The sequence below is a fragment of the uncultured Tenacibaculum sp. genome (genome assembly GCF_947494125.1).
Lineage (GTDB): Bacteria > Bacteroidota > Bacteroidia > Flavobacteriales > Flavobacteriaceae > Polaribacter.
The window spans coordinates 1-201 of the sequence record NZ_CANLTU010000070.1; the positions used below are offsets into that span (position 1 = coordinate 1).

Consider the following 201-nt stretch of genomic DNA (forward strand, 5'->3'; position numbering starts at 1 on the left):
TCTTTACCAATGCGAGAGTAGCTCAGTTGGTAGAGCGTCAGCCTTCCAAGCTGAATGTCGCCAGTTCGAACCTGGTCTCTCGCTCTAATTAAAATATAGCAAGTAATTGCTAAAAGTCTTTACCAATGCGAGAGTAGCTCAGTTGGTAGAGCGTCAGCCTTCCAAGCTGAATGTCGCCAGTTCGAACCTGGTCTCTCGCTC

General features: G+C 47.8%; 2 tRNA genes. Both read left to right on the plus strand.

Annotation, left to right across the window (positions count from 1 at the left end):
* Nucleotides 1–11 precede the first annotated feature (11 nt).
* Nucleotides 12–84: transfer RNA gene (locus tag Q0881_RS17850), tRNA-Gly, on the plus strand.
* Nucleotides 85–127: 43 nt separating this feature from the next.
* Nucleotides 128–200, plus strand: a tRNA-Gly gene (locus Q0881_RS17855).
* Nucleotide 201: the final 1 nt, after the last annotated feature.